The sequence below is a fragment of the uncultured Sphingomonas sp. genome (assembly GCF_936927845.1).
In the GTDB taxonomy this organism is placed as follows: domain Bacteria; phylum Pseudomonadota; class Alphaproteobacteria; order Sphingomonadales; family Sphingomonadaceae; genus Sphingomonas.
Genome location: NZ_CAKZHV010000045.1, coordinates 12288 through 39126 on the forward strand (window position 1 = coordinate 12288; position 26839 = coordinate 39126).

General features: G+C 62.5%; 30 protein-coding genes. 20 read left to right on the plus strand and 10 right to left on the minus strand.

The genetic code is table 11. The annotated features are described in order from the left end of the window. Positions 1-65 precede the first annotated feature (65 nt). Both Q0579_RS06660 and Q0579_RS06665 read left to right on the plus strand, forming a co-directional pair. Positions 66-503, plus strand: a complete 438-nt coding sequence (locus Q0579_RS06660) for a hypothetical protein (protein ID WP_298810422.1) — start codon at positions 66-68, stop codon at positions 501-503. 65 nt (positions 504-568) lie between these two features. Continuing rightward, positions 569-1696, plus strand: coding sequence for a hypothetical protein (locus Q0579_RS06665; protein WP_298810424.1), 1128 nt, complete (start codon positions 569-571; stop codon positions 1694-1696). A gap of 126 nt (positions 1697-1822) precedes the next feature. Here the strand turns inward: Q0579_RS06665 and Q0579_RS06670 are convergent, their stop codons facing one another. The 3 genes from Q0579_RS06670 to Q0579_RS06680 are packed head-to-tail and all read right to left on the minus strand — an operon-like array spanning position 1823 to position 3844. After that, positions 1823-2383, minus strand: a complete 561-nt coding sequence (locus Q0579_RS06670; protein WP_298273847.1) for an AAA family ATPase — start codon at positions 2381-2383, stop codon at positions 1823-1825. Continuing rightward, positions 2380-2802: an ASCH domain-containing protein gene (locus Q0579_RS06675; protein WP_298273845.1), complete on the minus strand. Its 423-nt coding sequence runs from the start codon at positions 2800-2802 to the stop codon at positions 2380-2382. The genes Q0579_RS06670 and Q0579_RS06675 overlap by 4 nt, the downstream gene beginning before the upstream one ends. Continuing rightward, positions 2780-3844: an N-acetyltransferase gene (locus tag Q0579_RS06680; protein WP_298273843.1), complete on the minus strand. Its 1065-nt coding sequence runs from the start codon at positions 3842-3844 to the stop codon at positions 2780-2782. The genes Q0579_RS06675 and Q0579_RS06680 overlap by 23 nt, the downstream gene beginning before the upstream one ends. 78 nt (positions 3845-3922) lie before the next feature. On the opposite strand from Q0579_RS06680, the gene Q0579_RS06685 reads away from it, so the two are divergent. Beyond that, positions 3923-5050: a hypothetical protein gene (locus Q0579_RS06685; protein ID WP_298273841.1), complete on the plus strand. Its 1128-nt coding sequence runs from the start codon at positions 3923-3925 to the stop codon at positions 5048-5050. Positions 5051-5133: 83 nt separating this feature from the next. Here Q0579_RS06685 and Q0579_RS06690 read toward each other — a convergent pair whose 3' ends face one another. The 5 genes from Q0579_RS06690 to Q0579_RS06710 form a co-directional block, all read right to left on the minus strand. Continuing rightward, positions 5134-5847: a hypothetical protein gene (locus Q0579_RS06690; RefSeq protein WP_298810428.1), complete on the minus strand. Its 714-nt coding sequence runs from the start codon at positions 5845-5847 to the stop codon at positions 5134-5136. Continuing rightward, positions 5844-8861 (minus strand): N-6 DNA methylase, encoded by a 3018-nt coding sequence (locus Q0579_RS06695; protein ID WP_298273836.1) that lies wholly within the window; start codon positions 8859-8861, stop codon positions 5844-5846. The genes Q0579_RS06690 and Q0579_RS06695 overlap by 4 nt, the downstream gene beginning before the upstream one ends. A gap of 54 nt (positions 8862-8915) precedes the next feature. Further along, positions 8916-9206: an XRE family transcriptional regulator gene (locus tag Q0579_RS06700; protein ID WP_298273834.1), complete on the minus strand. Its 291-nt coding sequence runs from the start codon at positions 9204-9206 to the stop codon at positions 8916-8918. Positions 9207-9582: 376 nt separating this feature from the next. Beyond that, positions 9583-10560 carry a ParB/RepB/Spo0J family partition protein gene (locus tag Q0579_RS06705; protein WP_298273832.1) on the minus strand — a complete coding sequence of 326 codons (978 nt, stop codon included), beginning with the start codon at positions 10558-10560 and terminating at the stop codon, positions 9583-9585. Between the two features lie 265 nt (positions 10561-10825). Beyond that, positions 10826-12028 carry an AAA family ATPase gene (locus Q0579_RS06710; RefSeq protein WP_298273830.1) on the minus strand — a complete coding sequence of 401 codons (1203 nt, stop codon included), beginning with the start codon at positions 12026-12028 and terminating at the stop codon, positions 10826-10828. A gap of 567 nt (positions 12029-12595) precedes the next feature. Here Q0579_RS06710 and Q0579_RS06715 point away from each other — a divergent pair. The 12 genes from Q0579_RS06715 to Q0579_RS06770 all read left to right on the plus strand — a co-directional run bounded on the left by Q0579_RS06715 (position 12596) and on the right by Q0579_RS06770 (position 22579). After that, positions 12596-13900 carry a replication protein RepA gene (locus Q0579_RS06715; protein WP_298810430.1) on the plus strand — a complete coding sequence of 435 codons (1305 nt, stop codon included), beginning with the start codon at positions 12596-12598 and terminating at the stop codon, positions 13898-13900. 601 nt (positions 13901-14501) lie between these two features. Then, positions 14502-15020: a hypothetical protein gene (locus Q0579_RS06720; protein WP_298273826.1), complete on the plus strand. Its 519-nt coding sequence runs from the start codon at positions 14502-14504 to the stop codon at positions 15018-15020. Further along, positions 15017-15346 (plus strand): protealysin inhibitor emfourin, encoded by a 330-nt coding sequence (locus tag Q0579_RS06725; RefSeq protein ID WP_298273824.1) that lies wholly within the window; start codon positions 15017-15019, stop codon positions 15344-15346. The genes Q0579_RS06720 and Q0579_RS06725 overlap by 4 nt, the downstream gene beginning before the upstream one ends. A 321-nt stretch (positions 15347-15667) precedes the next feature. Continuing rightward, positions 15668-16438: a hypothetical protein gene (locus tag Q0579_RS06730; protein WP_298273822.1), complete on the plus strand. Its 771-nt coding sequence runs from the start codon at positions 15668-15670 to the stop codon at positions 16436-16438. Between the two features lie 53 nt (positions 16439-16491). Further along, positions 16492-16659 (plus strand): hypothetical protein, encoded by a 168-nt coding sequence (locus tag Q0579_RS06735; protein WP_298273821.1) that lies wholly within the window; start codon positions 16492-16494, stop codon positions 16657-16659. Then, positions 16660-16887 carry a hypothetical protein gene (locus tag Q0579_RS06740; RefSeq protein WP_298273819.1) on the plus strand — a complete coding sequence of 76 codons (228 nt, stop codon included), beginning with the start codon at positions 16660-16662 and terminating at the stop codon, positions 16885-16887. It abuts the gene before it with no gap. Continuing rightward, entirely contained in the window at positions 16884-17219 is a 336-nt protein-coding gene (locus Q0579_RS06745; protein WP_298273817.1) for a hypothetical protein, read from the plus strand. Before Q0579_RS06740 ends, Q0579_RS06745 begins: the two co-directional genes overlap by 4 nt. After that, positions 17216-17458 carry a hypothetical protein gene (locus Q0579_RS06750; RefSeq protein ID WP_298273815.1) on the plus strand — a complete coding sequence of 81 codons (243 nt, stop codon included), beginning with the start codon at positions 17216-17218 and terminating at the stop codon, positions 17456-17458. Before Q0579_RS06745 ends, Q0579_RS06750 begins: the two co-directional genes overlap by 4 nt. Then, complete coding sequence (locus Q0579_RS06755) at positions 17455-17838, plus strand: hypothetical protein (protein ID WP_298273813.1); 384 nt, start codon at positions 17455-17457, stop codon at positions 17836-17838. The genes Q0579_RS06750 and Q0579_RS06755 overlap by 4 nt, the downstream gene beginning before the upstream one ends. A 421-nt stretch (positions 17839-18259) precedes the next feature. Continuing rightward, positions 18260-19021 (plus strand): hypothetical protein, encoded by a 762-nt coding sequence (locus tag Q0579_RS06760; protein ID WP_298273811.1) that lies wholly within the window; start codon positions 18260-18262, stop codon positions 19019-19021. Further along, complete coding sequence (gene mobF, locus Q0579_RS06765; RefSeq protein WP_298273809.1) at positions 19018-21975, plus strand: MobF family relaxase; 2958 nt, start codon at positions 19018-19020, stop codon at positions 21973-21975. The genes Q0579_RS06760 and mobF overlap by 4 nt, the downstream gene beginning before the upstream one ends. A gap of 151 nt (positions 21976-22126) precedes the next feature. Then, on the plus strand, positions 22127-22579 hold the full coding sequence (locus tag Q0579_RS06770; protein WP_298273807.1) for a hypothetical protein: 453 nt from the start codon (positions 22127-22129) through the stop codon (positions 22577-22579). A gap of 24 nt (positions 22580-22603) precedes the next feature. Here the strand turns inward: Q0579_RS06770 and Q0579_RS06775 are convergent, their stop codons facing one another. Beyond that, the gene (locus Q0579_RS06775; protein ID WP_298810434.1) at positions 22604-22921 is read right to left on the minus strand and encodes a hypothetical protein; all 318 of its coding nucleotides are present in this window, start codon (positions 22919-22921) and stop codon (positions 22604-22606) included. A gap of 254 nt (positions 22922-23175) precedes the next feature. Here Q0579_RS06775 and Q0579_RS06780 point away from each other — a divergent pair, with 254 nt between their 5' ends. The 3 genes from Q0579_RS06780 (at position 23176) to Q0579_RS06790 (ending at position 26082) form a co-directional block, all read left to right on the plus strand. Beyond that, a complete protein-coding gene (locus Q0579_RS06780; protein WP_298273803.1) occupies positions 23176-23574 on the plus strand; it encodes a hypothetical protein in 399 nt (132 codons plus the stop codon). A 2-nt stretch (positions 23575-23576) separates the two neighbouring features. Continuing rightward, positions 23577-24101, plus strand: coding sequence for an RES family NAD+ phosphorylase (locus tag Q0579_RS06785; protein WP_298273800.1), 525 nt, complete (start codon positions 23577-23579; stop codon positions 24099-24101). A 178-nt stretch (positions 24102-24279) separates the two neighbouring features. After that, positions 24280-26082, plus strand: a complete 1803-nt coding sequence (locus Q0579_RS06790; protein WP_298273873.1) for a sensor domain-containing diguanylate cyclase — start codon at positions 24280-24282, stop codon at positions 26080-26082. Between the two features lie 7 nt (positions 26083-26089). Here Q0579_RS06790 and Q0579_RS06795 read toward each other — a convergent pair whose 3' ends face one another. Continuing rightward, positions 26090-26350 carry a hypothetical protein gene (locus Q0579_RS06795; RefSeq protein ID WP_298810436.1) on the minus strand — a complete coding sequence of 87 codons (261 nt, stop codon included), beginning with the start codon at positions 26348-26350 and terminating at the stop codon, positions 26090-26092. Positions 26351-26385: 35 nt separating this feature from the next. On the opposite strand from Q0579_RS06795, the gene Q0579_RS06800 reads away from it, so the two are divergent. Together Q0579_RS06800 and Q0579_RS18275 are read left to right on the plus strand one after the other, a co-directional pair. Further along, on the plus strand, positions 26386-26556 hold the full coding sequence (locus Q0579_RS06800) for an SDR family NAD(P)-dependent oxidoreductase (protein ID WP_298810439.1): 171 nt from the start codon (positions 26386-26388) through the stop codon (positions 26554-26556). 106 nt (positions 26557-26662) lie between these two features. Further along, complete coding sequence (locus Q0579_RS18275; protein ID WP_366522273.1) at positions 26663-26827, plus strand: SDR family oxidoreductase; 165 nt, start codon at positions 26663-26665, stop codon at positions 26825-26827. Positions 26828-26839 lie beyond the last annotated feature (12 nt).

Sequence of the window (26839 nt, forward strand, 5' to 3'; positions counted from 1 at the left end):
GTCCTGCTTCCCGCCGATGAGCCGGGCAGCTAAAGGGGAGGACCAAATTTTTCAGCCCGTGTAATGTGACGCCGCATTCAATCAGATATAACACCGCGCAGAACCCGCCACCGGCCGCGCCCAGCGTCGTGCACTATTTGCACAAGATGGACCATCGCGACGGAACCCCTGGAAAGGCGCAGTGGAAAATCGGGCTATCGGAAGAAAGAGGCATCTTCCAAGTGGCAATGGCTAGCCAGTGGATAGAGAGCAAATTTGCCTGGTCGCTTTACCAGTCCGCGGGTTCGGTTGCCCATCTTGGCGTCGATCGGGACCATGTGACGCAAGTCTTCGTCGCCCGCTTCGACGAGCATGCGGACGATGAGTGGCACGGCTACCCCTGTAATTACAAAAAACCGCAGCAGCGCCCGCCGACCGACGTTCTGAACGATTGGCTAAAGAAGGCGCTATTGTCCCCCGCAAAAATCCGAAAGATAGCGTCGGGGCAGCGATGCGTGATCTAAAGCTCCATCTAGAGGGTCAGTGGTGGGACTCGCTCCTCTACAAGGGGCAATTACACCTATTTGGCATGGACGGTTCGCTGTCGGTCTACGCTTGGGAGGAGCTGATATCCGATCTCGCAGAATCGCTTGGTGACGCAGGTACCGCGCTTCGATTTGCCTTTGCAGAAAGTAACGCGATTTATCGTGCGGAGCTCGATCGCTCGCGAGTGCGGCAGTGCTTTGCAGAACTGTCGAGTGACGCGTTCGAGATCGGCGGCGCTACTCTCGCCCGCTATCGCCTCAGCGAAACGGACAACGACTTTCCCTTTCCTCACGCCACTAGCGCATTCCATTACGACCGCATGATCGTGGCGAGCAGCCGTGGCGTTCACGGCGCGCATTACGACCCCAGCTCGCAGGATCGTACCGATGCTGTCCGACTGTCGCCGCTAGGAGCAAACCAGGCGTGGCCCGCCTACGGCAACGTCGCAATCGCAGGCGGAACCGAAGGGCTCTACCAAGTCGATCTCAAAATCAAGGATCGCGAGTGGCCTCCCGAACACGTTGGCGATTGCTTGTCCGAGCGGGCCTGTGATGCATGCGACTGGATGTATAGTAACATCATTGGCATGTCCTTCGATGAGGGAAGCGTTCTCGCCCGGTTCAGCCAAGCGACCCGTGCGGGCATGCCTATAACCGACCCTGACAAGGTAGCGGTGAGTGACGACGGAGAGGACGCTCCTGAAACTTCGCGCAGACCGGGCCCGGTCGACCATCTGGAAGACCTGATCCGTAACAGGTATGATGCACCAGGGCGTCGTCCACTCACGTGGGGAAGCCGGGACAAGATCTACAAAGTGGAAGGCGCTTATCTCGCCGTCTTTCGATTACTTAGCGATGGTCGGACACCCTTCATAGGCAAGGTCCCGCTGCCCACTAGCCTTGAGAGTGTTGTTTCGATCAAAACATCGCTGTTCGGGCTTGTCTTCGAGTTTGACGAGTCCATCATGGTCTTGACCAGCGATGGCCAGTCTAGAGTTATCAACGGCGAGCCGGTGAATTGGCGGGTATTCCCGCGGTCGCGACGTTACGAAAACCACCTCCACGTTCTACGCGAAGACGGTCTTGAGATCTTTTCGTTTAATCACGACGTCGAGCAGAATCAGTTTGACAAGCTGATCGGGACAAGAGTTCCGACAAACTGGACCGATTGAGATGCAACAACACCGGCACCACTAGGCCATCTAACCGGAAGATGGCAAAAACCACGGCTCAATTTGCAAAAGAAGCTTCAAAACACTGCGTTCCCGGCAATTACGCCTGTGGATTGATCGCGCACACTAGAGTAGCTTTAGCACCGACCGGAGCGCCTCTTCTTGTTTGGCTCCGTCAAGCACCGCGAACTTACCTCGACTTAGGCGGGCATAATCGGCGCAAAGCTTGTGCGCGAATTCTTGTTGGGCGGCCAGTTCCGCTACACTCCGGTTCGGCCGGCGCCGAGACGGGTCTCTCCGTCGCTCAACGATTGACGCGGGATCGTCGCGCAGGAAAAGGAAGGCAGACAGGCCGATTGGTTCAATCGCCTCGTAGGGCACAGGCACGAGTCCGGCGTCGTTGTCGATTACGCTGTGCGCATCGAGAACGATCGCATCATGCGGCCGGCACGCCGCCACCTGATTTACCATGTCTGCGAGTACATTTTGATTGCTGGTGACGGCATCCGCCGACGCGGTTCGGAGCGCCTCCCCCGTGACCCGGTGAGCATCCTTCAACAACGTACTGGCCACAAGATGCAAAACATCGGGTCGCGCGGCAGTGATGCGACGAGCCAAGTGTGATTTACCGACGCCGGATATTCCGAAGAGACCGACGCGAAGCGGCTTCCTCTCAACCATCATCATAGAAGGGCCAACTGCCGGTCGTCGCCTGCAATTCGTCCGAGGTCGTCGCCAACATACATGTAGGACTGCGGCGGGGTGAATGAGGGGATCACCGATCCCGGCTCTATCGGCGGGTCAAAGGGGCGAATTGCGCCCACCCGCATAGCGAAGCCAAAAGCCCTGCCTGCAAAGTACGCGTCAAAAAAGCTCCGCTCGACGCCCCCATACTCGTGGGTTGCATCCCACAAATCCGCAGGCGGCATACGAAGAATTTCAGCCACGTCAAATTCACCGACAAGGAGGCCAACCGGCTGTGTTGCGTATACTGCCACTGTGCTGACGGAACGATCAATGTGGATCGCACGACGGTATTCAAATCGCTTGGTGCCGGCGAATATCTTGACGACGTACTCGGGTTTAATCGACAATAAGAGCTTCATTCACCTGTCCAAGATCGACGATACGATTGAACTGCTGCCTCGTTAGCCGACGCAGGTCCCATCTTGGTTGCTCGGTAATTCCAACGTCTTCGAGCAACGCGTCTCGATTCGGCCGCTTAGGCAGCGCCACATTGTAAGTCATTCGCACCGCATAGAGACGGTCGCCAGAGGAGTGCCAGTCGCGTAACTCGTCTTCGTCGAAGACGCTATGGTCGGCCGCAAAGCGGACAAGCTCATTTGCTGACGCGAAATCCTTCTTGGCGCGCACTTCCTCAACAACGCATAGCGACGTGGCGACAGAACGGAAGCGGGCTCTGCCCGGTATGTCAGTCGTGCGGTAAACGACCACCACGTCGCCTGGGCGCATGGCCGTGAGGGCCTTCTTGGCAACGTAGACTTTGTGTATTGTGTTGGTGTGAGATACGTCTTGCAGGATATCCGCCGTCTCGGTCGTCAAAATCGAGTCGGGGAACAGATTGGAGTGATAATCGGGATATATCGCAAGCAGCCAATAGCGCCGCCCATCCATATGAATGAAGGGATAATCTAATAGGGCGTCATCTCTTGACGCGTCCATTTCGCGGACCAAAACCTTTTCAACGCCGTTTGGCGTATTCTTCGACGCCACCTCTTCGAAACCGTATCTTTCGAAGAGTGAGATGAGCTTCGCATGAGTGTCGAATACGGTGACGTAAATCTCCTCCACGTTCTCCCGTACCGCATGGTCAAAAATCTTCTTAATGACACGTTCGCCAAGCTTCGTGCCATGCGCATCGATCTTCAACGTGCCAACTTTGAGCCGCCGAGCCGCTGGACGTGGAGGCTCCACGTCGTCGAGAGCGCCTTCCTCAATTTTAAGGTAGATGAAGCCTCGTAGCCCACCGTTCGCACCGGCCCGGCGAACGACGTATACCGGCTCTGCGGAAGCGGCCTTTCGCGCAAACCAGTCGGTGAACTCACCATACTGAGCCTTGAGCGATCCAAAGAAGGGGTCTTGAATGTCGACCGCTCCAAAATCGGTGATTTCTAGCGTCGAAGCCATACGGACAGATTAGCCGACCTCGTCCGCCGCCGCAATCGAGCTGTCGCGGGCCGCCGTGATATGAGGTATGTCGTAGGGATGGACGGCACGCTGGCCCTCTGGTTCGATCCCTTGGGCGACGCAGCCGCGGACGCGCCGAGGATCGACGTCCACGTGAACCTGTGGCGCGACCTGCCGTCAGGCTTCGACTTCCTCGACGTCGGACTCCGGTTTAAGGATGTCGCTGAACTTGCCCGAGTTCTCATGTTCGTGCCGGGGCGCATCAAGCGCGACGACGTTTCCGACCTCTGGGCAGTGATGCGCTACGGCGAAGTTCTGAAAATCGTTTTCAACGAGGTCGTGCTTCCGGGACCGGGATCCGCAGACGCCTATCTTATTGAGCAGGATGGTCGGCCGTGGCTTACGATGCATCGCATCGATATCGCCCGAGACCTAAGTTTCGAGACCGTTTATTCCCCGGATGGTGATGGTACGATCATCACCTTCGAGGAGCAATTCTGCAACCGTCTCAGGGCGGCAGTGAACGGATGCGATGGCTACGCCAGGTTCCGGATTGACCTTCAAGGCGCGGCGTCGCGCATGTTCACGGTGGAGACCCATTCTCAGCACGGCCATCTTGCACCGGCGACGGACGTCACCGAGACAACTGAGTTCCGCCTTAACGTCGTTCGGAGCTACCCTGAAGTCGTAGCGCATCGAGCCCGCGTTGGGCGGTTCAGCATCGAGAAGGTGCATTACTTCTTGATCCGCGACGTCGGGCGCCGCCTAGTTGCCCAGCATGGCGGCGTGCGTAACGTGCGGCTTCTGGAGACGCGACCGTGGCGCGCCTATGTGGAAAATCGCCCCGGCGGTGATGCTGGCGACATGGATCGCTTCGTCATCTATCACTGGAAGGCCGATGGTCGCATTCAACCGTTCGAAGAGTTTGCCGCTTATGCCAGCTTCGCCGCTGACCGGCCTCATCTCGCCTGGTATGCCGTCGGCATCGTTCTGCTCGGTGCGCTTGGCAGCGCCGTAGCTAGCGAAGCCGCCGCGCTGGTTGCGCTCGCTTCTTGGAGTTCCGTAGTCACCGCATCGGTCACACTTTTTTCATGCACGCTACCAGTTGCGGTATTTTGGTGGTTCTCCAAGCGAACATCCATTGTTGCGGCGGTCGGCCGACTTACTAAGCGGCGGCGTTCGTCGTCATCGATAACTAAGACTTAGGTCACTTTGGTATCGACGATATCCACACGATGTGTGCGTCGCAATTCCGGTAGGCCGCATCGGCTTGCCTCATGACAGCGATGTCAAGGAAGCCAAAGATGCCAGATAGAGATCGATCCGGGTTCGGATATGTCTTTTAAACCGGAGGAATAAAGAAAGTTCCGACCGTGCGTAGAGCTAGCAAGGTCGTAGCTTTCCGAGCCTTTCGCTACCGGCAGTGTCTCTACAAGATATCCGGGAGGACTTCGAGAGCCGGCGTTTGACAGAAATGGCGTCAGCTTGGTGCCGATCGACGACCCGTCGCGGATATAGGCGATCATGAACGCCTCCCGGTTGCCCCATGCATATTCGCCCTCTACGAAGCGCCTTATGCCATTGTCGCAGTATAGAGACTCAGTCTTCGATGCTGCGGAGTCGATGATTTTGGCCTCCGTGATGAGAGGGAAGCTACGATTGCGGTTCGACAGGTATATGGAAAGGTCAGGGCGCTTTTCTAAGTGCGATCCATCGAAGCTCACGCTTTCCTTGCGGCGTGCGACACAGAGGACAAGCTGTCCCCAAAGCGGTTCGACCTCGATCATCGCGTTCAAACGCGCCTCTAGCAATGCCGTGACTTCGGCTTCGGTGCCCGATGCGACTGTGACAGGGGCTTGGGCGCGGATGTCGGCGAAGGCTTGAAGAAGACCTTCCGCGATAATGTTGAGATGAAGGCTCGAAATCTCGGGCAGTGGCAACCGTAGCCCTCGCGTCAACTCGGCAATCTGATCGGGCCGTGGGCGGATCGATGCCGCTCTCATGCCCGACCTTGCACCTTGAACAGGTCGAGGTGCGACCAGATGATCCGCTGAGCGAGAAGACGCGCCTGTGTCTCGCTCCAATACCGTCGTTGTGCCAGTCGACCGATGAGCAAACCTTCATCGCCATCACGAAGCACAACCTCGGATGCAGCCGCGTCGTCCGCGACCCGTAAGAGACCTTCCCAATCGCGCGGGTCAGGAGATAGACTGCCGCCGTCCGGCGCTGTCCGCACCTCGATGCCATGCCACGGAGAGATGGTCGGCTGACGAACAGGCCGAACGGCAATTTTGGTATTAAAGCGAGCACACCAAGGGGCTAGCTCGCTTTCCAGAACCTTGCAGAAGCGAGCCTGTTCATGATCCGTTGGAATGGCTTGCGCTTCCCGCTTGCTATGCGCGAACGGCAGATTAAACTCTAACGTGTCGGAAATAACTTGAAGATCGCGTGGGCCGAGGCCGTAAAGCTCTGCCACCCATCGATCAACTTCGTTCCAGGCAACGTCACCGCGCTGCAAGCCGTCGAAAAGTGTCAGCAGTTCGTCCTTCTGCGAGCGGGAGAGCACTCGGAAGTCTGGCAGGGGTATGCGGTCCAGCGTCGACTTCTCAACGACCTCTCGCTCGACCCCGAACCGACCGCTGGTCATGAGCGCGATCCACACTGCCAGTTCGCTTCCAAGAACAAGCGCGAGGTAGCGAACGAGGAGATGAGCCTCGGGAAAGCCGCTCGGACTATACCCATAGAAACTTTGATTGAAGGCGACATCCTTCTCGGAAATCGCCACGCCGATACGCCCGGTGAGCACAGGCGGCGCTTCGTGAACGACGATCAGCGGCCCCGAATAGATCGCCCGTGAGCGCAAATGATGGACGCGCTCCTGGGTGAATGGGGACAACCGATCATGGTCGATGGCGATGCTGGCGAATGTGGCGGCCGTGATCTCGGACAATCCATGCAGCGCGCGCGCATCCTCTCCCGGAAGCCCATCCCCCTGCCGCCGTATCCTGCTGCTGGGCCGCAGCTTCTGATAGCCGTTGCCGCTTCCCTTTAGTTGTCCGCCGGGCGACACGCCGATCGCGTCGCGCCAGAATGCGTCGAGAGTGGGGTGGCCGTGACTCCGCAGTCGCTCCACGATCCCGAAGTCGGCTTTGGTCCCTCGGAATAGAATTTTCAGGATTTCAGGCGTTTCGAAAAGCTGCTTTGACGCAATTACCTCCGCATTCAACGCATCTATTCGCATCGTGCCGGCGTCGTTCAGCGACGACTCCAATCTCGGGCTGATAAGGCGGAACCCAGCACTAGGGTCGGGTCGCCGGTTCGCGGCCAGCAGGATGCAGAACGGCGCGGTGATCTCAGGCCAAACCTTCGTCTGACGTAAATCCACGCCGTTAATAACCGAGGTGACGTCGAGAGCCTCGAACATAGCTTGGCGGGCCTCGGCCATGCCGTCTCCTTGCAAGAACAGAAGCCGGGCATGAAGAGCAAAGGCGATCTGCCCGCCGGGCTTGGCCCATTCCATGGCGCGCCAGACGAATGGCAAGTCGAGCCCCTCGTTCGGCAGGGGAGGTGACGCGATCGAAATCTTCCTGTCGGCAGCGATGCGAGTGACCGTCGCACGAACCAGCCTCCAGTCAGGCAATCCAGTGCCACTTGCCCAAGGAGGATTGCCGATCACCAGATCGTAGCGACCGACATGTTCGTCGCCGACGAGCGGTCCCAAGCTTCCCAGCTCGTTGCCTTCAATTTCGCCATCGGCGCGGATGCGATGAAGCACCTTGCCACGCAAATCTTCGAATCTAAGCTTGTCGACAGGACGCGGATTGGCGTCCAGTTCGATCGACATCAGATACAACCCTAGCGCCGCGAAGCGCAGCGCTGCCTCGTTGATGTCGAACCCTACGATCTGGTTGTAGAGTAGCGACCTCAACGCGCCGGTATCCGGCCGCTTCTCTTCCAAGCGCCAGCTCTCCGCTACCAGCTCGCGAAAGGCCGTCAGAAGGAAGACGCCGGCACCGGCCGCGGGATCGAGAATCTTTGCCTTGTGGCAGGCGTCCTGTCGTTCGAGCGCGCGGAAGGATGCGCGCACCATCAGGTCCGCGATCGATCGAGGCGTGTAGTAGCCACCTTCACGCCGCTGTCGTGCCGGCGCATGGCTGCGAAGATACAGTTCGTATGCCTGGCTCAGAACACCGACCGGGATGTGAGCGAAATCGAGATGATCCCACTTTTCCTGCCAGCCCAGGAAGAGTTGGCCGTCAGGCGCCCGGCGGAGCACATCGCCTAGGCTGCCAAATGCGTGATCAGGTAGCATTGCGAAGATGCCGTCCGACAACGGAAGAAGATCGCCGTTGAAGGTCGCGTCGAGCCAATTGGAGGTTTTTGCCGCAACATCCCGATTGTCGAACAGGCTTGCGCCACTATCCGTACCAGACAATGTGACCGGCAGCAGATTACGATCGGCGAGAAATCGCGTGAAAAGCGCGCGGCCGACTAGGGAGATCGCATCTTCGTCCGTGACGCCGTCGATCGCGATTAGCTTGCTGATTGACCCGGTCAGCAGGCTCAGAACGACGTTGGAGATCCAGGTGCGCTGGCTGATGGCGGCTTGAGGGCGCACATTCGCCAACCGGGCCAAAGCCGCCCGTTTGGCGTCACGATCATCGCCCCACTCGACACGAGCCTGTCTGGGAGACTTGTTGTCGAGCGCGATGCGATAGACATCCAGTCGACCTGGCCCGACGACTGCCAGATACGGCGCATCGCCTCGCATCGCCAGCAATCGCCTGATCTTATGGAGATGGACCTCATCTTCAAGCGTATCGCCGTCGACAAGAAAGAGCAGCGGTGCGCCTTGCCACTCGTAGACTGCGCTCACGCTTGCCAGCAGATCGTTTCCGCCGCGCCGCGCGGTCAGAAGCGTCGCGTACGGCAGAAGGTCAGGCCCATCGCCATTCAGCAGGCGAAGCTCTGTCGGGTCGCCCCCGAATTCGGCGATGACGCTTGCGAGATCAACCATCTGATGGTCTCGCTTCGCATAAGAGCCGGCACGCCGTAGTGTTGCCGAGGCGGGTCATATCTCAAGGTCCAGATTGTTCTGGCGATCACCGCCAAAACGGCCACGCCCCGCACCGCCGCGCGGCTTCTTGGGCGCAAGCTCTACCTTCGACATGATCCTGCGATAGTCTCCGCCGAGGTCGCTAACGCCGGCAATGAGGACAGCGATGAGCCCGAGGTGGGTGGGCAGTTCGCCAGCTCGAGCGTAATTCGAGATCGAGTTGGGGTTCATGCCGATGAGTTCGGCGAACGCGCGGACGCTTAGCCCCGCCCTTCCAATTGCGTCGAGAAAGTCCGCATACAACATCTCAAGCTTACCGCTACATACTTTAATATACCTTCACACATGATTTTATGTGAGTAAAGCGTGATCGTGCTCGGACCGGCGAGGCTAATCGGCCCAGAACAGGGTGCCCGGCCGCGGCAGTAGCGGCGTGAATCAACGGCCGGTACGAACAGCCCCTGAGCTCCAAACCGGCCATTCTGCCCTCCACCATCGACCGGCGTCGCAGGCCCCTGCCCCCGCCTGAACGAACGTCGGCTTACGGACGGTCCTAACCCGAAAGCGGACTGGCGGCTTCCCACCCGATTGGCCTTCGGGCCGCGTGCCCCGTTTTGAAGTATCAATCGTCTCCCGTGAAAAACATCGCAAGCGCCCAGCAACTCCCTCACGCTCCCGCCTCTTAAGTCAGCAGGCCCTCGATCGCCTTCAGCAACTCAGCCGACGACGCTCCAGTTTTGGGCTGCACCTTGATTGTGAGCCCCCCTCCCCTCGCCTTGCTGTAGCGCAGGATTACCTTGCCGCCGTCGCCCTTGATCTCCTTCTCGGCACCGCCCTTCGCCGTGGGCGCTATGGTTGCCTGAACGAGCCGCTTCGCGACTTCGGGGCCGCTTAGTTTGGCGGCGCCTTGGTCACGCTCTTGCGCGATCCGCTCCGCCTCATCGCGCATCTTGACGAGCGCCTTGGGGTCGCCCGCGAGCGGCTTGATATCGCGTGCCACGCGTACGGTGATGTCATGCGTGTCGGAGAATGCCGCCACCAGTGGCTCGGGCAGACGGGCCACGTCGAGCAGACGGCTTAGCCAGGACTTGGACAACTTCAGATGCTCAGCCATCTGCGACTGCGAGCCGTCGTAGAACTCAGCAAGGGCGATCGTATATTCCTTCGCCCGCTCCCAATCCGAGATGTCCTTGCGCGACCGGTTCTCGACATCGGAGACGCGAAATGCCTCCTCATCGGTGACGCTCTGGACCGTCACAAGATACTCGAACTCCGGATGATGGTGCGCGCGCAGCCAAGTCACCGTCCACCAGCGACGGACGCCCGCGACGATTTCGTAGTCGAAATCCGGATCATCCTTGAGGCGACGGACGATCGCCGGGATCCGCTGCTTCTTTGCGGAGAGGAACGAGTCGATGAGATCGCGGCAACTGTCCTCATTCAGGTGGTCGAGATCGCGGTTGTGCATGCGCCACGGACGGCACCGTGCCGGGTCCACCCATTCGGTGCGGTCGGCCACCGTCTTGCCGGTGGCGATTCGCGCGAGCGTCTGGCTGCGGCTCGCCATGATCCCGTCCGCCGGGGTCGCCCGGTCGAGGTTCTGCTCGTCGTCGAGCCCTTCTGTGAACATCGAGCCGAAGCCCTTATTGCCCTTGCTCATCGGCTCATCCCTTTCTTGTCTTCTGGGCGACCATCGGGCGACGAGCGGTCGAGTTGCCACGTGGCAACCGGCGCTCACACTGTCCCCGCTGGACGGCGGCTAGCAGCAGCTTACGCAGCAGTAGCCTCGGTCTAAGTGTTTGTTTTGGCTCGCGGTCCTCCAAGGGTTTCCACGTGGCAACACGCCATTCGGCGCGGCTTGGCCGAGCTTCGCGGGCAAAGCTCGCGGCAGAAGTGAGCCGCACGGTTGCCACGTGGCAACTCACCTAGATCTGCCCCCCTGCCCGGCTCGCCCACATGCGCAGCACATCCTGCTCGATGTCCTGGCAAACGTCGTTGAGGTGCTTCATGCAGCGATTGTACACCTCGTGCGACGTGACGGGCTTCTCGAGCTCGAAGACGGTCTTCATGCGCGAGCTGGCATTGTCGATTTCGGCGCTTGTGACCATCACCGACTGGGTCATCGAGCCGCCGAAGACCTGGCGCATCATCGACAGCACTTCACGGTGCATCGACTTGCTTTCATCGACCCGGCTGCCGACCAGACGGATGAAATTGTACGCCGGTCGGCCGCGGCCCGCGAGCTGCTCGAGTTGCTTCATCGTGGTTCGCGTCATGTCGATGAACGACACGGTCGACGCGAAATCGACCAGGCTCGGCGGCACCGGGATCACCATGGAATTCGCGGCCTGGAGCACCGCCATGGACACCATGCCGAGCGCCGGCGGCGGGTCCATGATGACGACGTCGTAATCGTCGACCACTTCGTCGATCGCCTGCGCAATCAGGTCGATGATCTCCATATTCTGGTTGCGCGCCATATGCCCCGCGATCTCATATTCGAGATTGTAGAGGCGCAGGTTCGACGGGATCAGATCCAGGTTGTGGAAGTGCGTCTTGCGGATGATCTTGCGAACGCCGAGCAGCTCCGGATTGTGGAAGTGCCCGTAGAGCGTATCCTCTTCGTCGAGGTCGACGTCGGGGCGGTAGCCGAACATCATCGTCGACGACGCCTGGCTGTCGCAATCGATGAAGAGGGTGCGGTAGCCGTTGATCGCGAAATGCTGCGCGAGGTGCAGCGCGATGGTCGACTTACCGACGCCGCCCTTGAAGTTGCAGACCGAGATGATCGCCGGCGTGTCGGTCGGCTCGCGCCAGGGCCGTGTGCCGAAGACCTCGCGCATGTGGTCGAGTTCCTCCAGCGTGTACTGGAGACGATGCCCGGAGCCGGTGCGACCGCGGGCGGGGAGGCGGCCATCGCGCTCCGCTTCGCGCACCGCCGACGCTGTCCGGCCGACCAGCGCCGCCGCCTTGGATATCGAAAAGGTCGGCCCTTTCTTCTGGCCCGTCTCCGGATCGACCGCGCTGTCGCGAATGCGCTTGAGGATCGTCAGCGACTTTCGATGCAGCACATCCAGACCACCTTCGATGAGGTCATCGGGCTGGGATAGGGCAGGGTCAGTGGCCATCGGCGTCCGCTTCTGTCAGTTTGATGCCCTGCTGTAGCCTCGTTGGCAGTTTCGATCAACGAATTGGCCATCAGACTTACAAAAGTACCGATGATCTCCGAGCCGAAAAGGCTCAGCTGGTCGTTGATACCTTCTTCGCAGACGCTGACCGATGATCTCGGAGCAGCAGGTGGCGCCTACACGCCCTGGTTGGCGCCCGGGTTGCGGTCAGCAGCTGCCTGTGAATAGATACCGATGATCTCGGTACTTTCCGATGATCTCGGTACTTTCCGATGATCTCGGTGCAGCGGGCAGATGATCTCGGTGCGACTCGACCGATGATGTCGGAGCGCATACCTATTACTAGAATCACCCTAAGAAGAACCGATTCGCAAATCGTCTGAATTTTTCAGATTTGGGCAGGAGAGGGGACGCGTCAGACCGCAAACGGCACCGACATCATCGGTCGTTTTGCAGGTTTCGCCCTCCATCCCGCCTCCAAACTGCCAATAGGGTTGATTTTGAGCGTCAAACCTGTTGAGACATGCCCCACACAACCCCCGGCAGATTCGGGGGGAAGGGCAGACCATGAATGGGGATCAGCATAGGCCGATTGGACACCAGTACGCCCTAGCCATGCTCACCGGCGGTGAGGATGGTGTCCGGCAGCTCGCCACGAGCGCTGGCAGCCAGCTCACCCTCGATGCCTTCCTTCGGGTTCAGGACGAAGAACCCGTTCCCGCATTCCTCCATTCCGCGCTCTGTGCCATGTCGCTACCGACGAAGCGGCCCAAGGACGAGACGGCACCGATCGTTCGCGAAGACGGCAAATACGCCCTGGCGATCAACCCGCGGCCAGTGCTCCAGAACGTCGACGGCAAGTCGGTGATGCGCAGCCTGGGCGTGCCCTACGGTGCCTATCCCCGCGTCGCGCTGATCTACCTGCTCTCGCAGGCGGTGATGAAACAGTCACGCGACGTGTATCTCGGTCGTAACTTCACCGAATGGATGCGCCGGCTCGGCTACCAAACGGTTTCCTATGGGCCGCGAGGCACCGCAAACCTGATGCGCGAGCAGGTGGATCGGCTGCTCGCCTGCGAATGGCAGATCCGCTGGGACGGCACGGAGGCAGGTGACAATGCCTTTGCCGTCCGCGACGTGAAGATCTCCAACGAATATGCAGGGTCGCTCGACAAGAATGGCTCGTTCGCCCGCGAAATCCGCATGTCGGAGGCGTTCTACAGCCATCTGATCGAGCATGCGGTTCCGCTCAACGAGGTCGCGATCCGTGAGCTCAAGGGAACGCCGACCGCGCTCGATCTCTATACCTATCTTGCCTACCGCTTGCCAAGGATCGCCACCGACAAGGGACAGGTGATCTCCTGGGATCAGCTCGCCAAGCATCTCGGCAACGAGGCCGATAGCAAGCGCTTCCGGCAGACCGTGCGCGAGACGATGCAGATCGTCTCTGCCGTCTATCCCAACGCCAATGTCGACCTGTCCGGCCGCAAGGTGGTGCTGCATCCTTCACCCGCTCCGCTCGAGCGCAAGCTGGTGGGCCCGCATCTCAGGCTCGTCGGGGCCGCTACGCCGGAACCGGCACCGAGATCATCGGTCAAACCGCGCCGCGAAGCGAATCCGACCGCTACCAAGGCAGGCGAGCCCCTCCTGGCGTTCCCGGCCGGGTCTCTCGCCTACGGCGCTCGCGAAGCGCAGTTCCGTCAGATCGGCCTGAGCAAGGGTCATCCCTGGTCGGTGGACGATATGGCGGCCGCGTTCCGCAAAGGCTGCCCCGATATCAACCGCTCACGCTCCGACACGGAGTGGCTGCGCGTCTGGGAAGCCTTTGTCGTTGCCTACGCCGATCGCCGCGCGAATCGGAACGACGACTAACCGATGATCTCCGAGCCGTTCGCATGAGGACGGTGCCGAGTCGGCCTCTTGCAGAGAACGTCGATCGACAAAACAGGGGGGAAGAGTTCGCCAATCGGCGGTCCACCTCTGCCGCCTTCAGCCGAAGAAACTTCAAACAGATCAAAACATCAGCGCGATTGCGGGCAATTTGAATGGCTACGCTGACCGTCGTTTGCCGCTGCGACGCTCCTGCTATTTCAGCTCCACGGCTGGCGTGAATACGTGCCCCGCTCGCCGGCCGGTCTTCTCGATAGCCGTTCGCATGATGGCTGGCGATCGGACTGCGATACCGGTATCCGAGATAAGTCGACTTCTTCAGGGAAGTTCAGGGTTGTCCTCCGCGAGGAGGGGTGACGTCCGCTCCGCATCAGGAGCCTGGGGCTGTCCTTCGCGAGAAGGGTGAAGCGTTCTCGGCGCCGGTCGGGGCCAGAGGTGCTGGCGTGCCAACGCCCCTGTCGGAGTGACACTGATGCACTTTATAACGCCTGCTAGTGCGATCGCAGACCGGGGTGGGCCCGATACAGAGCACGGCCGATCTGTCGAAGTAGCTAAGCCGCCTGTGCAAGCCTCCAAGGTTCCCATGCTGGATCGACTGATCGCACGCATGGAGGTCAGCCGCACCTACCCAATCCCGGTAGGAAGCATCCTGACCTTCTGGCCCGGGCTGATCGCGCTCACCGCCGTCGGCAAACTGACCGGAGCCGCGCCTGTGACGGCAGGACGTCTCTACGTGCTCGCATGGCTGGTGGTGATGGGTCTGGAGCTCGGTCGCGACGTCTGGGTACAGGGACACCGCTACGCGTCACCTCGCTGGCTGCAAGCCGTGGAAGCGGCAGTAGGTCGCGACGTGACCCTCCATGCACTGGCGGAACTGATCAGGCAGCATCAGCACGAGCCGGACTATGTGGTCACTCGTTCCGACCTGCGCTTCGCGATCCAGCAGGAACGAGCCCGGCGCCGGGAGGCTGCACGGCGAGCGGAAGGCTTCCAATTGGTCGAAGCGCCGACGATCGATGCGGTCCAGGTCGCGCGCGATGAGGAACGGCGCCGTCGCGCTCGGGAGCGGCGTGCCGCCAGGCAGGGGAGGGAGCCCGCGTGAACGGCTCCACTCCAGAGGTGGAAGGCGATCTGGTCGGCCTGACGATCTCAGGCGGGATCGCGCACTTTCCAGGACGGGCTGGCGAGCGGATCCGCCGCCTCGCCGATCTCGACCCGGCGCTGGTTGCGGAGCTGCTCGCTGCTGCCGACGCGATCGCCTTCTCCACCCGCCCAGATCCGGTTGTGACTGCGCCTGTCCGCCCTGACGCACGCACGTACAGCATACGTTTCCTGCATGCCGGCCGCACACGGCTGCTGACGTTGCCGGAGCCATTCGAGGCGCCGGAGCTCGCGCAGTTGGTTCAGACGGTGCGCCGCTGCCTGTAGGGCAGGGGGCAATCACCTCGCTTCGCATTTGCTCGGCGCGCCCGACGTGATAGCGTCTGATCGCCGCTCGGTCAGTCCCGGCGGTGAGGCGTAGCAACCTCAAGCCATAGCAGCCGGTCGACAACAGGTGTCGGCCGGGTGGCCGTCACGCATGTCCAGGGCTCCGCCTAAAGGTGGCGGCGCCTTGTGCTATGCAGGGTTGCTAACACCCGGCTCACGGGCCGGAGAACGCCTCCAGACGATGAGGAGGCGGTCATGGTAGGGCAGGGTGCATTTCGGGCCGTAGCGGCGCTCACAGTGGCTCTGGCGGGCATGCCGGCCATGGCGCAGCAGTCACCCGGCATTGCCGACTTCCTCAGCACCATCGGCGGCGATACCGACATGAAGACCAGCGGGTCGCTGCGCACCCGTCCGTCGCCGCAGGTCTTCCCGCTACTCGACGACGCCGACGAGATCATCGGCTACCGCTTCTTCTCCGAGAAGATCACCGCCAACGGCTCGGCGACGGCCGAGCGCGCCCGCGATGCGTTTGCGCAGGAATGTACCGGCAAGGGCGGCCGGATCGAGCCGGAGGACGGGGACGCAGCACGCACCTTCCGCGATCGCGCGCTCGGCCGCAGGCTGCCGCCCAGGGGCGAGTTCAAGCACTTCTGGTCCGGCATCTCGGCGGTGTGCTCGCGTGGGGCCGACCAGGTGCTCGGCGGCTTCGTCGCGATCACCTACGACACGACCGAGGTGGCGACCAAGGGTGACATCGGTAGTCGGCTGATAAGCCGCGTGTCGATGGTGCCGACCCGCACCGCGGTCTATGCCTATCGTCCCGACCAGATCCGTTCTGCGGCCTGGTTCCAGCGCGCTCAGGACAGCTATGTCGCCGACCGCGAAGCCGAGCAGAAGCGTCGCGAGGCGTTCCGGCGCGACCTCGCGATCGGGACCGTCACCAACTGCGGTACGGTGATCCAGATCCGTGGTCCCATGGTCGAGATCGCGGTGCCTCCGACCACGCTGACCCCCAACGGCCAGTCCACCTTCTGGTCGCGGCGCGACGCTCTCGCGCCGATCTTATCGACGCCTTGCACCTACGGCCTGTGAGCAGCCGATCTGCCCTCTTTGCCAACAAATGAGACCCTGAACGGAGACCTGCCATGACCCTCGACCTCAGCATGATCAAACCGACGCCGGCGCCCTCTCTTGAGCTCCCACCCTATGCGTCGGCTGATCCTTCGACCGACCTGCGGCTGCGCTTCGCCGGCACCAAGTGGAGCGAGCCCGGGCATGGTGGCAGCCCGACCAAAACTGAGGCGGGAGACTGAATGATCCGGATCATGGTAGACCTGCCTTACCCCATGCTTGCAAGCCTCGAAGCCAAGGCCGGGTCGCCGGACATCGCCGAGCTTATCCGGGCCGCTCTCGTGACAGCGGGACATGGCTCGAAGGCGGACATCGTGGGTGTCAGGTCCGACCGCTACGCGACCGACGAGGAGCATTGTGAACGGCTGGGGATGCCTTCGAAAACGAGGAGCGCAACGAAGAGCGAATGACCCATACCACCGAGAACAAACGAATCCGCTTCCAAGCGGTTCTGAAGCCGCTCGCGTGGGAGCAGCGGATGCGTGTCGACTACCGCGACGACGTGCTCCGGATCGTGGCCGTGCTGGCGGCTGACGGCATCGCGATCAGCGAGGATGTGGCGTTCCTGGCGTGGCACCGGTTCTCGGAAGAGGACCGCTGCGCCGGCTGGTACAGCCCCGGCACCGACGACGAGATCCGACGTAACCTGATGCCGCATCTCGAGCTCAGACCGGTCGCGGAAGGGGATGGCCCAAATGATGTCCATGGGCCCGTCGTCAATTCGGATCACGCCCCCCGATGAGCGACGTCGAACACCATGATGTCAGGACGGCACTGGCGCTGATGCGCATGGCGTTGGCGTTGCTCAACCGGGCGGGATGCACCCTTGTTGCGGCTCGCCTTCAGCATGCGATCGACACGGTTGGAAATGATCCGGGAGCCGCCGCGTTGCCGCGCCATCCTGACGCTCCCAGCGGTGCTGAACACGACCGGCATAAGGATCAGCGCTTGATCGACAACGGGGAGGGAACCGGCCCATGACGGACGTCATTACGCTTGGGATTTCGGGCTGGTTCACCCCGCATGGAACTCTCTACCATGAGGAGGGTCGCACGCTCGACGAGGTCGCGCCGGAGGACTGGGCCAACCTCCTCGCCCATGCCGACGCGATCGATTTCTTCACGCGACCCGATCCGGCCCTGCCGGCACCGGAAGCTCGCATCTTCCATCTCACGATCACCGACGGCGAGCGGTCGCGCGAGTTGTCGATCAACGATCCCTTCGAGGCGCCGGAACTGGCCTTGCTTATACGGCTGACGCGCCGTGCCATGCGAGACCGGCTGGTGCTGACGCCTGAAACGCTGAGCGACGAGGCGCTCCAAGCCTTACGGACAAGCCTGCGTGAGGCGGGGCAAGACTGAGTCAACTGGCCGGCTGACATGCCGGCCCGGGTGCCCCGCCGGAAACCGGATCGAACGCCAGGATCATCATGGCATAGGACGGAAGCGTTCGGATCATGCAAGGAAGAGGCACACACCACGCTATGGATAGCAGGGATCTAGCCCCTTGGCTTCTGCCCCGAAATCAATAACCTAGGCATCTAGACGCCGACATAGAGCAGCGTGCAAAGCTGACCCGCGGCGTCGTGGAGATGTCTAGGATCCGCCTATATGCCTAGAGAACTCAAACCGGCTTGACGGGCGATCGGCCGCGGCGCAGCCTCCGACTTCTCGCCTTGGCAGGACCAGCGGCTCGGCGCCGTGACGGCGAGCCGGGGGGAGCACAACATGATCGTCGTGACGTTGGACCAGGCAGTCACCGCCGCGCTGGGACGCGCCTGAGATGCCCCAGATCAACATCGAGTTCGACGAGGCGACCATGCGCTCGATCGACCGCCTTGCCAGCAAGCTGAGCGTCAAGCGCACCGACCTGTTCCGTCGATTGGCAGGCGAGGCGATCGCCGCTGATGCCGAGGGTCGCGAGCTGTTCGTGCCCTCGCTGAAGGAGGTCACCCCCGACCAGGTCGCGCATCTCATTCGTGAGGTCGAGACGCTGACCGGCGAACTCGATCGGGTGACCCGTCAGAACGCCAAGCTAGAAGGCGACCTGCGCAAGGCGCTCGCCGCCTACGAGCGCGATGCTGCCAAAGCGCAGGAGCGGGGCCTGCGCGAGGCGGAAGACGCGCTCGAGCGCAAGGTGGAACCGCTCAAGGCAGAGTTGGCCGAGCACCGTGCCGAGACCGTCCGGATCGTCGAAGAGCACCCGCGATTGCGCCAGCTTGAGGAGGGCCAGGCGCGCCTGATGAAGGCGCTCAAGTTCCAGCAGCCCCCTGTCCAGTTTCACTTCGGCGAGCACAAGCTGCCCGTGTGGTGGCCGCTAGGCGCCCTCACGGTGCTTGCTGTGTTCGGGTTCGGGCTAATCCTCCTACTGTCCGCGATGCTGCCCGACCGCTGGCTGGCAGTTCCCGTCGCGGACCGGATGCTGGGAGGACGCGGTTTCTGCGCTCTGGTCGAGCGGCGCATGGGCGACGGCGCGTGCGCCCGATGGGTGGATGCGGCGAAAACGGCGGACAAGCCTTTGGCCAAGGCTCGCTCCGCACGATGATCTCGGTCGCGGCAGTCGGTTCAGCGTCCGACGCCGCGGGCTATTACGCGCGCGACAACTACTACACTGCCGACGAGCAGGAGGGCGCCAGCACCTGGGTGGGGGAGGGGGCGGCCAAGCTTGGGCTGTCCGGTTCGGTCGACGCGAAGCAGTTCGAGCGCGTGCTCGCCGGCGAGCTGCCGAACGGTGTCGTGCTCGAAGCCAAGCGCGGCGAGCACCGTGCGGGTTGGGACTTGACGATGTCCGCGCCCAAGTCGCTGTCGCTGTTGGCGCTGATCGGGGGCGACCAGCGGCTGGTTGAGGCGGTCAGAGACTCTGCGGGCGCGACGCTGGGCTGGGTCGAGCGCAACCTTGTCGAGACGCGAACCTGGAACGGGCGTGTTCAGGAGACGGTCCGCACGGGCAACCTGGTCGCCGCCACGTTCGTCCACGACGTCAACCGCAAGGGAGAGCCCCAGCTCCACGCCCATGCCGTGGTCGCCAATGCGACTCGCGCGCCGGACGGCAGGTGGCATGCGCTCAAACCGGACGAGCTGTACCATCGCCAGCATGTCATGGGCGCGGTGTTCAATGCCGAACTCAGGGCGCGGGTCGAGGCGCTCGGCTATGCGACCGTCCTCAGGCCGGACGGCCGTGACGGCGCGTTCGAGATCGCCGGCGTGTCGCGCGCCGTCGTGGAGGCCTTCTCGACCCGCTCGGCCGAAATCCGGGCGCACCTCGACGCGCACGGGCGCGAGGGCACGGCGCGCGAGCGTGAGCTGGCGGCGCTCGCGACCCGCGATCCCAAGACGCCGGAGTTCGCCCCGGAGGCGCGCGCGGAAGGATGGCGGGCGCTGGCGGCGGAGAAAGGGCTGGATGCGGCGGCGCTGGTCGGGCGGGCGTTGAAGGAAGCGGGTCGAGGCGAGACGGTGTGGACGCGCGCGGTGAGGGGGTTGCGCGGGGCAGGAGAACGCGGGCTCGCGCTCGCCGGCCGCATGGGACTGACCCCGCGCGACGGCGACCCGCTCGTCCCCGAGCGGCTGGGACGACTGGAGCCACGTGCCTATGCCGCGGCGCAGGCGGTCGCCTCCGCAGTGCGCGACTTGGGTGAGCGGGAGGCAGCGTTCGACCGGCTCGACCTGATCCGCGTTGCGCTCGAGCGGGGCGGACCGGTGACCGTGGCCGACATCGAGGCGCGAATGGCGCTGCTCGAAGCCAAGGGCCTGCTCGTCGGCGAAAGTGGCCGCATGGTGACGACCTCGGGCGCGATTCGACTGGAGCAGGCGCATCTCGCCGCTGTGGACGAGGGGAGGGGGAGGTCGGCACCGCTTGTTTACGGGCCTGAAGCTGCGGCGCGCGCCCAGGAAGCTGCGCGCGAGCTCGAACTTCGGCGTCTCAATCCCGGCCAGGAAGCCGCGGCATCACTGATCCTGTCGTCGAGCGACCGTGTCGTGAACATCCAGGGCGGGCCCGGTCGCGGCAAGTCGGCCGTGCTGGCGCCTGTGGTGGCGATCGCAAAGGCGGAAGGCAGGGCGGTGATCGGGCTCGCCATCGCGGGGCGCACCGCCCGGACACTCGGCAAGGACACGGGTGCAACCTCTTCCACGGTCGCCGGCTTCCTGGCCCGGCACGCGCGCCTAGTCGACGGCACCGCGCAACTTAAACAGGTGGAGCGCGCGACGGCCGAGCTGAAAGGCTCGGTCGTGCTGCTCGACGAGGCGAGCCAGGTCGGCACCCGCGACATGGAGCGGCTGGTCAGGCTCGCCAACATGGTCGAAGTCACGCGACTGGTTCTGGTCGGTGACACGCGCCAGCTTGGCGCCGTCGACGCCGGCAAGCCATTCGAGCGCAGCCAGCAGGCAGGGCATGCGACGGCGCATCTGACCGAGAACCTGCGATCCCGGTCCGAGCAGATGAAGACGGTCACTGCTGCGCTTGAGCGGGGCGAAGTCGGCAGCGCCTTTGCCGTGCTGCGTCCCGCGACGGTGGAGGTCGCGCGGGACAAGGTACCCCTCACCGCCGCGCGGATGTGGGCGGCGCTGCCGACGGCAGAACGCGAGAGCACACTGCTGCTCGCCTCGGGTCGAGCCATGCGTTCGGCTGCCAACGTCGCCGCGCAAAGCGAGCTCAAGATGGCAGGCGAGCTTAGTGGCCCTGCCATGACCCTCACTGTGCTCGATCGCGTCACCGTCACCCGCGAAGGCGCTCGGCAGGAACGAGCCTATCAGGTGGGCAGGGTGGTCGACATCCGGACCGACCTGCCTAGCCAGCAGCTCGCACGAGGGACACGCGGCCTGGTGGTCGGCGTCGAGCGGGGTCAGGTGGTGCTGCGTATGGCGGACGGCAGCCATCGCCTGTTCCTGCCCGACCGGCTGCCGCGCAATCTCAAGCACGACGCCGTCACGGTCTACGCCCTGAAGCAGATCGAGCTGCAAACGGGTGACCGCATCCGCTGGACCGACAACGATCATGCGCGCGACATGCTGAACGCGGGGCTGGCCAGGGTCGAGGCAGTCGGGGAACGCTCACTGACGATATCGTCGCTGGTCGACGGCTCTGTCCATGAACTCGGCAAGGGTGACCGCATGCTTGAGCGGCTGGACCTCGCCTATGCCCTCAACGTCCACGCCGCGCAGGGCGTCACCACCGATCACGGGATCGTGATGATGAGCGCGGCCGAGCGCCGCCTCGCGTCGGAGAAGAGCTTCCTCGTCGCGGTCACCCGCATCGCGGATCAGGCGACGCTGGTGGTCGACAGCGGGCGCGATCTCGAGCGGGCAGTGATGCGCAACCCGGGCGAGAAGACCTCGGCGATGGACGTCGGCAGGGCCATGTCGGAGCCGGCCAGCCGGGTATCGGTGCAGGATCGGATCGCACGGGACCCGTCACTTGACCTCACTACGCTGCGTGTGCCAGTCGAGCCTAGGGGACCAGACCTGCCTTTTCCTGAGAAGGACATCGGGCTGGAGCTTTAATCGTGGTTGCAAGGGAACGATGCAGCTCAACCAGGCAGGTGGGGTGAGCACGTGATTCACTCAGTCACTCGCGTGCTGGCCGCTGATGAATAATCTGAATCACAGGTGTTTTCTGCTTTCGTTCCAGCACGAGCAGACTCAATAGCTCTTCATGCCAATCGCGCGCGAACATCGCTGGCTGTATCCAATCGATTGGCGCGAGCTGTCGAACCATGTCCGGTTCACACGGGCGAGGGGGCGCTGCGAGCATTGCCGGCGTCCCCACGGCCGCGATGTGTTCCATCTCGGCGACGGCAAGTGGTGGGACGAGGATGCGACATGCTGGCGAGATGGGCAGGGGAGGCGGGTACGCCGCCTGCTCGCGCCGATGGCGCTGCAGCGCGTGCAACCCGGACTGATCGGGATCGGCGCACCTCCGGTGCTAAGCACCACGCGCGTGGTACTGGCCAGCGCCCACCTGAACCATGACCCTGGCGACAACCGGCCGCGCAATCTCGCTGCACTCTGCCAGCGATGCCACATGCGCCATGACGCGGGTGAACATCGCCGCCGGCGATGGTTCAACGCGTTCAGACGGCAGGCGGTGGGCGACCTGTTTGCCTGATCCCGATAAAGTGGTTCGCCCATTCTAATCGCGAGCCGCGCGAGAGAGGTTGTACCCAGCCTTCGCTGCGAACTGGTCAGCCATCCAGTGATAGTGCTTCAGATCGATGCCCATAAGCTCGATGAACTGGTGCTGGAGTCTCTCATCCACCTCCGAAAAGAAGGCGAACACCGATGCATCGAACGCATCGAGGCTGTCTGGATCAACGATCTTCGCAGCCAGCTGCTGCGCGGATAGGTTCGCTCCATACGGCGCGTTCACCGTCGCCAGCACTGATGTAGCTACATCCATCATGGCTCGTCTCGTGCTCTCTTGATCCAGCTTGGGGACGGTCGTCAGCACCGCGGTCCGTCACTCGTGTCGGAGTTGGGCACCGGTTGACCGTAGTACTTGATCTTGACCGTGGAGTGCGCATTTAAGCGTCATACCCGCTGGTAGGGATTGCTTGCCAGCCCAGGAGCCGCTCGAGCGTACGCGGTCGGCGATTCCCGTCTATCATCTGAGACCAGGCAACCTTCGCGAGCACACGCAGCCGTCAATCATTGACACTCAAGGCGATGTGCATATATTGTGCATCTGTCCAGCGGAGATGCTTTATGGCGACCGCCTTCCTAGTTGACGAACAGCGCGCGACGCGGCTCGCTTCCGGCTTTGTTGCAAGCCTGCAGGAGCCGAAGACTCCTTATATCTCGCCCAAGCGCGTCGCGCATGTGCTGGGCGTTCAGCTGTCCCGACTTGCGGAGATCGCCGGCGTCCACCGCAACACGCTCGCCAACCCCGCGTCGGAGCGGCTTCAGGATCGGCTGCGGGACATGGTGCGCGTGATCGTGGCCGCGAGTGAGCTGACCGGAGACATCGAGCAAGCGGTCTATTGGTTCAGGAACGAGCCCATCGTAACGCTCAAGCGCCGAACGGCTGCCGAGCTTGTTGCTGCAGGTCACACCGACGCGGTCATGGACCATTTGTCCGAACTGGTTGACGGCGCGAACGGGTAGTCGTGCTCCACATCGCAACGGGCTCTAGGCACCTCTATCGCTATCTTACGCCCAAATGGGCCTATCTACCGCTCAGTGGTGCTGGAGCCGCAAGCGCAGGCGGCAGGTTCAATCGTCCGGGGGTCGAAGCCCTGTACCTTTCGGCCGAGCCGGAGACCGCTCTAGCCGAGTACAAGCAGGGCTCCAGCCTGCCACGCCCGGCCACCCTTGCCGCCTACGAGCTCAATCTAAGCGATGTCGTTGATTTGTCGGCCGGCTACGATCCGGATCATTGGATGCTTTCTTGGGCAGATTGGAACTGTGACTGGCGCTGGATCGCGAGGGTCGAGCACAAGGTGCCACCGTCGTGGCGGCTTGGCGATGAGGCGATCCGGTCAGGGGCTGCGGGTCTGCTGTTTCCATCGACCCATCAGCCCGGCGGCACAAACCTGGTCGTCTTCAGTGCCAACCTGACAACCGCCGATCGGCTTGCGGTGCACGACCCTGACGCTATGCTTCCGAAAGATCAGCGCTCATGGGACCCGTAGAGGCGAGAGCCTTTTCGCGATGGAGGTGAGGACGGGCGCAAGGATCACCGCGGCGCTTGGTGCGATAATATAGATTATGTAAAGTTTGACGCGGATCGGTTGTAGGGCGTAGGTCCTGACTGGCCGTCGCGGAGGTCCAACCAACCAGTCGTTAACTCATCGGCTCTATGCCTTGCCGATGGTTCGCGCTGCCGCCTACGTCGCAGGTCCACTGCGTCGACTTCTCACCCCGGCTCTGACCGGAGTCGCCTACTATCTGGCCGGCGTCGTTTCGCTTTTCCTCACCCGCGGCACCGATGGCATCGCAACGCTTTGGCCATCGAGCGGCATCTTTTTCGCAGTTCTGTTGGCAACACCGCGCCAGCGGATCGCGTGGCATGTCGTGGCTGCTGCGATTGGAAGCCTCGTCGCTAATCTCCACGCCGGCAATGCATTTACGACCTCGGTGGGCTTCACCGTCGCCAACATGGGCGAATCGGTTCTAGCCGCGTGGCTGTTGCGGACACGCAGCCGTTCCCGCGTATCTTTCGTCGATCCCGGCAGCCTGACCCACTTCTGCTTGGCTGCATTGGTCGCGACGATCGCAGCAGCGACCGTCGCGGTTATCCTGACACCCGTGCCATCGGTCAGCTTCTGGTTCTCGTGGTTCACGACTGATCTCTTGGGCATATTGATCGTAACTCCTTTGATCTTGATTTTCGATCGGATCGTCCGAGGGGGCAGTGGTCGGCCAACGGGCAAGGCCGTCCTCGACGCCACAGGTATGTTCGCGTTGGTCGCAATCGTCGCCGAGCTGACCTTCTCTCAATCCAGCTATCCCCTCCTGTTCGTGCCGATGATGGCGGTCCTGGCGGCTACCTTCCGTCTCGGCCCGTTAGGCGCAGCCGGAGGGGTGCTCATCGTGACCGGGGTCAGCACGGTCGCGATCAGTACCGGATCAGGTCCGCACGTGTTGGTCGATGCCGGGCCGCTCGCACGCAGCCTGTTTATGCAATTCTACCTTCTTGCCCTGTTTGCTTCGGCTTTGCCGGTAGCGACTCTCCTCGCCGTCCGCAGCAGGCTCACCGAGCAGGTGGCCGAGAAGATGCGGCTGCTCCAGCTCGCTGAAAGCGCCGCGCAGGTCGGGCACTGGCGGCTTGATACTGCGAGTGGGACAATCACCTGGTCGCGTGAGGTGTTTCGCATTCACGGGGTCGACGGCGACGTCCCGCCCGCCTTGGATGCCGCGATCGAGGCGTACCACGTCGATGATCGGGCACTCGTTTCGGAGCGTCTGGAAGAAGCGATCCGAGACAAGCACGGCTTCGCTTTCACGGCCCGCATCGTGCGACCGGACGGCGAGGTACGGCACGTGTTCTCAAGGGGCGAGATCGACGGCGCTGCGGACGACAGCACTCCGGCTCTGTTCGGCATCATCCAGGACATCACAGCACAGGTCGCCCATGAGGCGGCTCTGGAGGAAGCCCGTCAACGCGCGGAGGATGCCGCAGCGAAGGCGACGATCATGGCCGAAACCGACCAGTTGACCGGGATCGCCAATCGGCGCCGAACGACCTTCGCGCTCGAAGAGGCGGTGCGGGCGTCATGCGACAGCGGCCGATCGGTAGCGGTCGCGATGTTCGACATCGATCACTTCAAGCGGATCAATGACACCTATGGCCATCAGGCCGGCGACGAAGTGTTGAAGCGCGTCGCGGCCGACGCGGGCGGAGAGCTGCGCAGTGCCGATACGATCGGACGATTCGGCGGCGAGGAGTTCGTGATCGTACTGCCCGACGCCACCGCGGCGGTGGCGATGATGGTCGCAGAGCGCGTGCGAGCCGCGATCGAGGCGGGTGGCACCAACCCGCGTGTGACGATCAGCGTCGGGGTAGCAGAGTTGGCAACCGGTGAACAATGCGAAAGCCTGCTCAATCGCGCGGATCAGGCTCTTTATGTCGCAAAGCGCGAAGGGCGGAATGTTCTGAGGCTTGCCGCCTGACCGATGATCATCTCAGGTCGTGCCTGGCCTGCCGCGTTTTTGCGAGAAGTACCTCATCGATCGGGCGCTCCAGCATCGGCTCGCCTGAAAGCAACCAGGCGGAAGCTTTGACCGGATCGTCGAACGCCGCGACCCTCTCCCGGACGATCATGCGCTTCGCCTGCATCCAGGCCAGTCCAGGGCCAAGGACAAGTGCCAGCCGCTGCGCCTTGATGGCGGCGGACGAGATGAACCGGGCACAGTCCTCAACGACAAGCCGAGCGGGCAAGCGGCGAGGCGCGGGTACGCCTGCTGCTCGCGGACGTGACGCGGGCGGAGGACTGTGCCGCGGTGGTGCATGAGGCGGTCGCGCAGTTCGGCAGGCTCGATATTCTGGTCAACAATGCCGGACGCGGCACGAAATATGTGAGCGACACTTTTATGACCGAGCCGACCCGCTTCTGGAAGGTAGCCCCGACACTTGGCGCATGGTGATCGACACCAACGTCAACGGCCCCTTCCTGATGGCGTGTGCCGCGGTCCCTGCCATGCTGGAAACGGGAGGCGGCCGGATCGGCAACATTTCAATGCCCGCGAGACGATGCGGCGACGCGGCTTCTCGCCCTATGGCCCCTCCAAAGCGGCACTTGAATCGGAGACCGCGATCTGGGCGCAGGACCTTGCGGACCGCGGCATCACCGTGAACGCGCTCCTGCCAGGAGGAGGTAAGCGTCCGGTGACGGCGTCACCTCAAACGGGCCGGTAGTTCCACGGCAGC

Excerpts from the sequence above, each read along its gene's own strand:
- Q0579_RS06665 (WP_298810424.1), top strand. The coding sequence starts at position 569 with ATGGACGGTTCGCTGTCGGTCTACGCTTGGGAGGAGCTGATATCCGAT.
- Q0579_RS06670 (WP_298273847.1), bottom strand. The coding sequence starts at position 2,383 with ATGATGATGGTTGAGAGGAAGCCGCTTCGCGTCGGTCTCTTCGGAATA.
- Q0579_RS06675 (WP_298273845.1), bottom strand. The coding sequence starts at position 2,802 with ATGAAGCTCTTATTGTCGATTAAACCCGAGTACGTCGTCAAGATATTC.
- Q0579_RS06680 (WP_298273843.1), bottom strand. The coding sequence starts at position 3,844 with ATGGCTTCGACGCTAGAAATCACCGATTTTGGAGCGGTCGACATTCAA.
- Q0579_RS06685 (WP_298273841.1), top strand. The coding sequence starts at position 3,923 with ATGGACGGCACGCTGGCCCTCTGGTTCGATCCCTTGGGCGACGCAGCC.
- Q0579_RS06690 (WP_298810428.1), bottom strand. The coding sequence starts at position 5,847 with ATGAGAGCGGCATCGATCCGCCCACGGCCCGATCAGATTGCCGAGTTG.
- Q0579_RS06695 (WP_298273836.1), bottom strand. The coding sequence starts at position 8,861 with ATGGTTGATCTCGCAAGCGTCATCGCCGAATTCGGGGGCGACCCGACA.
- Q0579_RS06700 (WP_298273834.1), bottom strand. The coding sequence starts at position 9,206 with ATGTTGTATGCGGACTTTCTCGACGCAATTGGAAGGGCGGGGCTAAGC.
- Q0579_RS06705 (WP_298273832.1), bottom strand. The coding sequence starts at position 10,560 with ATGAGCAAGGGCAATAAGGGCTTCGGCTCGATGTTCACAGAAGGGCTC.
- Q0579_RS06710 (WP_298273830.1), bottom strand. The coding sequence starts at position 12,028 with ATGGCCACTGACCCTGCCCTATCCCAGCCCGATGACCTCATCGAAGGT.
- Q0579_RS06715 (WP_298810430.1), top strand. The coding sequence starts at position 12,596 with ATGAATGGGGATCAGCATAGGCCGATTGGACACCAGTACGCCCTAGCC.
- Q0579_RS06720 (WP_298273826.1), top strand. The coding sequence starts at position 14,502 with ATGCTGGATCGACTGATCGCACGCATGGAGGTCAGCCGCACCTACCCA.
- Q0579_RS06730 (WP_298273822.1), top strand. The coding sequence starts at position 15,668 with ATGGCGCAGCAGTCACCCGGCATTGCCGACTTCCTCAGCACCATCGGC.
- Q0579_RS06735 (WP_298273821.1), top strand. The coding sequence starts at position 16,492 with ATGACCCTCGACCTCAGCATGATCAAACCGACGCCGGCGCCCTCTCTT.
- Q0579_RS06740 (WP_298273819.1), top strand. The coding sequence starts at position 16,660 with ATGATCCGGATCATGGTAGACCTGCCTTACCCCATGCTTGCAAGCCTC.
- Q0579_RS06745 (WP_298273817.1), top strand. The coding sequence starts at position 16,884 with ATGACCCATACCACCGAGAACAAACGAATCCGCTTCCAAGCGGTTCTG.
- Q0579_RS06750 (WP_298273815.1), top strand. The coding sequence starts at position 17,216 with ATGAGCGACGTCGAACACCATGATGTCAGGACGGCACTGGCGCTGATG.
- Q0579_RS06755 (WP_298273813.1), top strand. The coding sequence starts at position 17,455 with ATGACGGACGTCATTACGCTTGGGATTTCGGGCTGGTTCACCCCGCAT.
- Q0579_RS06760 (WP_298273811.1), top strand. The coding sequence starts at position 18,260 with ATGCCCCAGATCAACATCGAGTTCGACGAGGCGACCATGCGCTCGATC.
- mobF (WP_298273809.1), top strand. The coding sequence starts at position 19,018 with ATGATCTCGGTCGCGGCAGTCGGTTCAGCGTCCGACGCCGCGGGCTAT.
- Q0579_RS06770 (WP_298273807.1), top strand. The coding sequence starts at position 22,127 with ATGCCAATCGCGCGCGAACATCGCTGGCTGTATCCAATCGATTGGCGC.
- Q0579_RS06780 (WP_298273803.1), top strand. The coding sequence starts at position 23,176 with ATGGCGACCGCCTTCCTAGTTGACGAACAGCGCGCGACGCGGCTCGCT.
- Q0579_RS06790 (WP_298273873.1), top strand. The coding sequence starts at position 24,280 with ATGGTTCGCGCTGCCGCCTACGTCGCAGGTCCACTGCGTCGACTTCTC.
- Q0579_RS18275 (WP_366522273.1), top strand. The coding sequence starts at position 26,663 with ATGCGGCGACGCGGCTTCTCGCCCTATGGCCCCTCCAAAGCGGCACTT.